General features: G+C 30.0%; 5 protein-coding genes and 1 pseudogene. 4 read left to right on the forward strand and 2 right to left on the reverse strand.

Annotated elements, in window-relative coordinates; all coding sequences use genetic code 11:
- On the reverse strand, window positions 1–1,744 hold a 1,744-nt coding region (locus ABJD66_RS01530), incomplete at its 3' end, for an Hsp70 family protein (protein WP_348127428.1).
- A gap of 6 nt (window positions 1,745–1,750) precedes the next feature.
- Window positions 1,751–2,044, reverse strand: coding sequence for a hypothetical protein (locus ABJD66_RS01535; protein ID WP_348127431.1), 294 nt, complete (start codon window positions 2,042–2,044; stop codon window positions 1,751–1,753).
- 74 nt (window positions 2,045–2,118) lie between these two features.
- Between ABJD66_RS01535 and radC the strand changes: the two genes are divergently transcribed.
- The 4 genes and pseudogenes from radC to ABJD66_RS01555 form a co-directional block, all read left to right on the forward strand.
- Entirely contained in the window at window positions 2,119–2,817 is a 699-nt protein-coding gene (gene radC / locus ABJD66_RS01540; protein WP_100896743.1) for a DNA repair protein RadC, read from the forward strand.
- 38 nt (window positions 2,818–2,855) lie between these two features.
- Complete coding sequence (locus ABJD66_RS01545; protein ID WP_348127435.1) at window positions 2,856–4,151, forward strand: polysaccharide deacetylase family protein; 1,296 nt, start codon at window positions 2,856–2,858, stop codon at window positions 4,149–4,151.
- Window positions 4,144–4,833, forward strand: a complete 690-nt coding sequence (locus ABJD66_RS01550) for a YjjG family noncanonical pyrimidine nucleotidase (RefSeq protein WP_348127438.1) — start codon at window positions 4,144–4,146, stop codon at window positions 4,831–4,833. Before ABJD66_RS01545 ends, ABJD66_RS01550 begins: the two co-directional genes overlap by 8 nt.
- Window positions 4,834–4,871: 38 nt before the next feature.
- Window positions 4,872–5,115, forward strand: a pseudogene (locus ABJD66_RS01555) (hypothetical protein); the annotation flags it as partial.

Consider the following 5,115-nt stretch of genomic DNA (forward strand, 5'->3'; position numbering starts at 1 on the left):
CAGACACAGAAATATTTAATTCTATATCTGTTCCTTTAATTAAATCTTGTTCTAGCTCTTTACCAGTAATTTCTATATAACCAATAGATAAGCCAGAGCTAGGTAAACCATTACCATCACCTTCTACAATGTTAATTTGCAACTTGTCGTCACTATCTTTTAAAATAGTTTTAGATGCCGACTTATACATTGTTTTTTTAAGAGGTAAAACTGTATTTTTATTAAATATGGCTTCTAATTTAGTTACGTTGTATTGCACATCATCAACCTCTAAGCAAATGTCGTTAGGCAATAATTGACCTTGAATGTTATATTTTCCTTGGTTAATGTGTATGTCATCTGTAGAAAAAAGAACTTCTTGTTGGGCGTTGTAAATTTTTAAATTAAAAGAGTTTACTTGCCCTTCTAGTAAATCTACAAATACATTTACACTGTTTTCTAGCGTAACAAGACTAGTGTCATAGCCGCCATCTTTTCTTATAATTCTATAAAAACCTTGTGTTGGTGTATTTAAAGTAAAAGCAATTAATTCTTCAGAGTCTTTAGTGTTTTTTTCAAATATTAATTTAACAAGTGGTTTGTTTTTAAGAGACTCATTAGCACTATTTTCTGTACTTGTTTTTGTAACATCTTCCTCTTTTAAAGAAGATGGTTTAGAACCTGCGTAGTAAGCAGCACCTATGCCAACGGCTGCAGTAGGGTCTACACTGGTATCTATTTCTATTGCTAAGTTTTTTTCTACTTGCTCTCTAACATAGGGTATAAGTGTGCTACCACCTACCATAATAATTTTTTCTACGTCTGTATTGGCAAGGTTGTTATTGCTTAATATTTTTTTGCAAAAATTAATAGTGTGCTCAACTAAAGGAGCAAGTAAACTATTAAAGTCGGCCCTAGTAACTTCTATACTGGTGTAAATATCTTTTTCTGCATAATCTATGTCTATTTCTGTAGTTTCAAACCTAGAGAGCTCTTTTTTTGCTTCTTCAGCCCTAAATAAAAGTTCAAAATATAATTTTTGCAGCGGGTTGTTAGGTTCTTTAAACTTGTCCCAAAGTTTTGTTTCGTTTAAAATGGGGTCTAATTTAGGAACAATAAGCTTTTCTATAATTAGGTTGTCTATATCCATACCACCTAAAAAATTATCGCCCTCGTTATCTAAAACGTTCATTTCTCTCTCGTTAATTTCTAGTAGAGCAACATCAAAAGTACCACCACCAAAATCGTAAATTAACCACTTTTTAGTTTCGTTTAGCTCTAAATTATTTTTGTTGGCAAAAGCTAAACTAGCAGCAATAGGCTCTTGTAGCAAATACACCTCTTTAAAACCAGCTTCATGACCAGCAGTTTTTGTAGCATTAGATTGTATGGTGTCAAAAGAAGAAGGTATTGTAATTACTGCCTCATGCAGTTCTTCTCCGGTGTGTATAAAGTTTTTAAGTTCTTTTAATACATAAGCGCTGAGCTCTACAGGAGATACATCTTTATTTATGCTTTTTACAAAATAACGGTCTGTAGTCCCCATTTTTCGTTTAAAACAGGTAAATACATTTAAAGGGTCTTTTTCTAATAAATCTCTTGCTTTATCACCCACTAAAATTCTACTACCCCTAAAAGCAACGGCAGAAGCAAGTGTTTGTTTTTGTCCTATTGGGTTTTTAAAAACCTCTAAAACACCACTCTCATATTTAGCAATTAAACTATTTGTTGTGCCTAAATCTATTCCAAAATTTACTGTTTTCATACTTACTTATTCTACTATTGCTACTCCTTTTTGTATAATAATTAATTGGTCACCATCTTTTTTATATATGATAGGTTTTAGCACCTTGGTAATTTTAGATTTAGTGTTTAATTCATTCATTAAAGTAGCATCTATATCTGTTCTAGATTCTGAAAATTTTTCGCCTAACGGATTTTTTATAAAAAAACCTTGTTCTTCAATTTCATGAAATAAACGTTTTAGGTTTCTGTTAAACAGAGTGATATTATTTTTTTCACTCTTTTGTTCAATTTCGTAAAGCTGATTCAGAATTTCTTTCATTGTATTAGTTATTTATAGAAGTAACGTTTTAATGGGTAAATACGTATGTTAGTAAAGATTATTATCTTTAACAAATGCAAAACCAACCAACCTCGTTCTCAATTAAAAACTGGTCAGATAATGACAAACCTAGGGAAAAATTAGTACAAAAAGGAAAATCAGTACTGTCTGATGCAGAACTAATTGCAATATTAATTGGTTCTGGTAGTAGAAATGAAAGTGCTGTAGAATTATCTAAACGTATTTTAGGGTCTGTAAATAATAATTTAAACGATCTAGGAAAGCTATCCATCAATCAACTTATGCAATTTAAAGGTATAGGAGAAGCAAAAGCAGTTACCATTGCTGCTGCCTTAGAAATGGGCAGACGTAGAAGAGGAGAAGAGGCACAAAAGATAGAAAAAATAGGCAGTAGTAAAGATGTGTTTAATTTATTGCAACCTTTACTAGGAGAGTTACCACACGAAGAATTTTGGATTATATATCTAAATAACTCTAACAAGGTTATACATAAAGCCCAATTAAGTAAAGGCGGTATAACTGGTACTTTAGTAGATGTACGTTTGGTATTAAAACAAGCCTTAGAGATAGGGGCTATAGGTTTAATTTTAGCACACAATCATCCATCTGGAGGACTAAAGCCAAGTGCTGCAGATAAGCAGATAACAGAGAAACTTAAAAATGCTGCAGCTGCATTAGATATGAAAGTTTTAGACCATATTATAATTACTCAAAGAGAATACTTTAGCTTTGCAGATGATAATTTATTGTAAAAAAATAATCTAAAAAATATAAATCGCTAAAATCCATAATGTTACTAATCTATACACATAAATTAACGCCACGTTTCACATATATAATGAAACATCTATTTGGTAAAATTCTAGGTATAGAGGTTACACTAACTACAAAGGTTGAAGATTTTATAAAACATTCTGGAGCAAAAATTACCTATAGTAAACAACCATTACAAAATGAATTTTTTATACGTAGTAATGATTTGTTGTATGAACAAGGAATAACAGATTTAGAAATTAATATTAGTGAATGGGATGGCACGCCATGTTTTTTTGCAACAGGCGAACGTAGTAATATTCCTTTTGATGTTTTTGCAGCTAGTTTTTATCTAATTACTAGGTATGAAGAGTATTTGCCACACGTTAAAGATGAACATAGTAGATACCCAGTTAAAGAAAGTTTAGCTTATAAGCATGGCTTTTTAGAAAAGCCAGTTATAGATATTTGGATGTATAAAGTGTTGGATGCTTTGTTAATGCAATTTCCTGATTTAGTACATAAAAAAAGAGAATATCAGTACACTTCTATAATAGATGTAACAACATCTCATTGCTATGCGCACAGGGGAATAATGCGTAGTTTAGGTGGATTTTTATTAGATTTTTTCACCTTTAAATTTAAACGTGTTTTTCAAAGAATCTCTGTTTGGGTTAATCCTAAAAAGGATCCTTATGATAATTTTGATTATCTAATAGGTTTACATAAAGCAAATAACGTAAAAAGTATGTTCTTTTTTCAGTTTGCAGATTATTCTACTTTTGACAAAAACGTATCTACAACCAATAATAAATTTAAATATTTAATAAAATCTGTTGCAGATTATAGCGTAGTATCCTTATCAGCCTCTTATAATTCTTTTTCTAACTTAGAAATATTAAAAGAAGAGAAACGTAAACTAGCTTCTGTAATAAATAGGCCTATTAAATATGTGAGATTTAGATATAATAGGATTGAAATACCTGCTACATATAAGGCTTTAGTAGATGCAGATTTTAGAGAAGATTTTACAATGGGATACACACATTGTATAGGGTTTAGGGCTGGTACTTGTTCTCCTTTTTCTTTTTATGATATACATTTAGAATCTCAACAACCAATAAAAGTACATCCGTTTGCAGTACATAATTATGCATTAACAGCATTTAAAAACAAGAAAGTAATTTTTGAGAAATTAGATAGCTTACATCAACAATTACATGCAGTTAATGGTAAGCTAGTTACCATATTTTCTAACGAATTATTAGGGAAAAAGCAACGCTTCAATTGGATGAATATTTACGAAACAGTACTAAAAAAATACAATGTATAAAGACCTTGTTACCGATGTTTTTTTTGATTTAGACCATACATTATGGGATTTTGAAAAAAACTCTGCACTTACGTTTACCAAAATATTAGAAGATAATAAAATTGGCGTAAAAGTTGAAGATTTTTTAAAAGCCTACGTGCCTATAAATCATCAATATTGGAAGTTGTTTAGAGAAGAAAAAATATCTAAGGCCGACTTACGTTTTCAACGTTTGCAAACCACTTTTAAAACCATAAATTATAATGCAACAGATAGTGAAATTAATTTGTTAGCAGAAGAATATATAAATCATTTATCATCTCATAACCACTTATTTCCTAATGCTATAGAGATATTAGAACACTTAAAACCAAATTATAAGTTGCATATTATAACTAATGGTTTCCAAGAAGTACAGAATAAAAAAATTAGAAACTCAAATTTAGATCGTTTTTTTGATGTGATAATAGATTCTGAAATGGCTGGTGTTAAAAAACCAGATCCCTATATTTTTGAACTTGCTTTAAAAAAGGCTAACGTATCAGCAGAACAATCTTTAATGATTGGCGACAGTTTAGAGGCAGATATTTTAGGAGCTAAATCTGTGGGTTTACACGCATTACATTTTAATACGCATCAAGAGGAAATACACAATCATTGTAGTATAATTAACTCTTTAGATGAAATAAAAATGTATTTGTAGAGTTATATTTTTACCATTAATTACACAAATACTATAAAATGAAAAGTCCCCACTATTTATTTAGTGTTCTATTTTTATGTTTATCGTTGGTATCTTGCATAGATGAGCAAGATTTTAGCCAAACAGATGATATTGTAATAGAACCCACTGTAGAAGCAAGTATATTTTATTTTGAAACAACAGAGGATCTTATAAACTCTAATCCTTCATCATTTTATACTAATGATTTTAATTTTGATGCTTTTAGTGAAGATTACATTTCAGATAATGTAATAGAGTGTA

Origin of the sequence: Cellulophaga sp., from assembly GCF_039943695.1 — a bacterium.
GTDB lineage: Bacteria > Bacteroidota > Bacteroidia > Flavobacteriales > Flavobacteriaceae > Cellulophaga.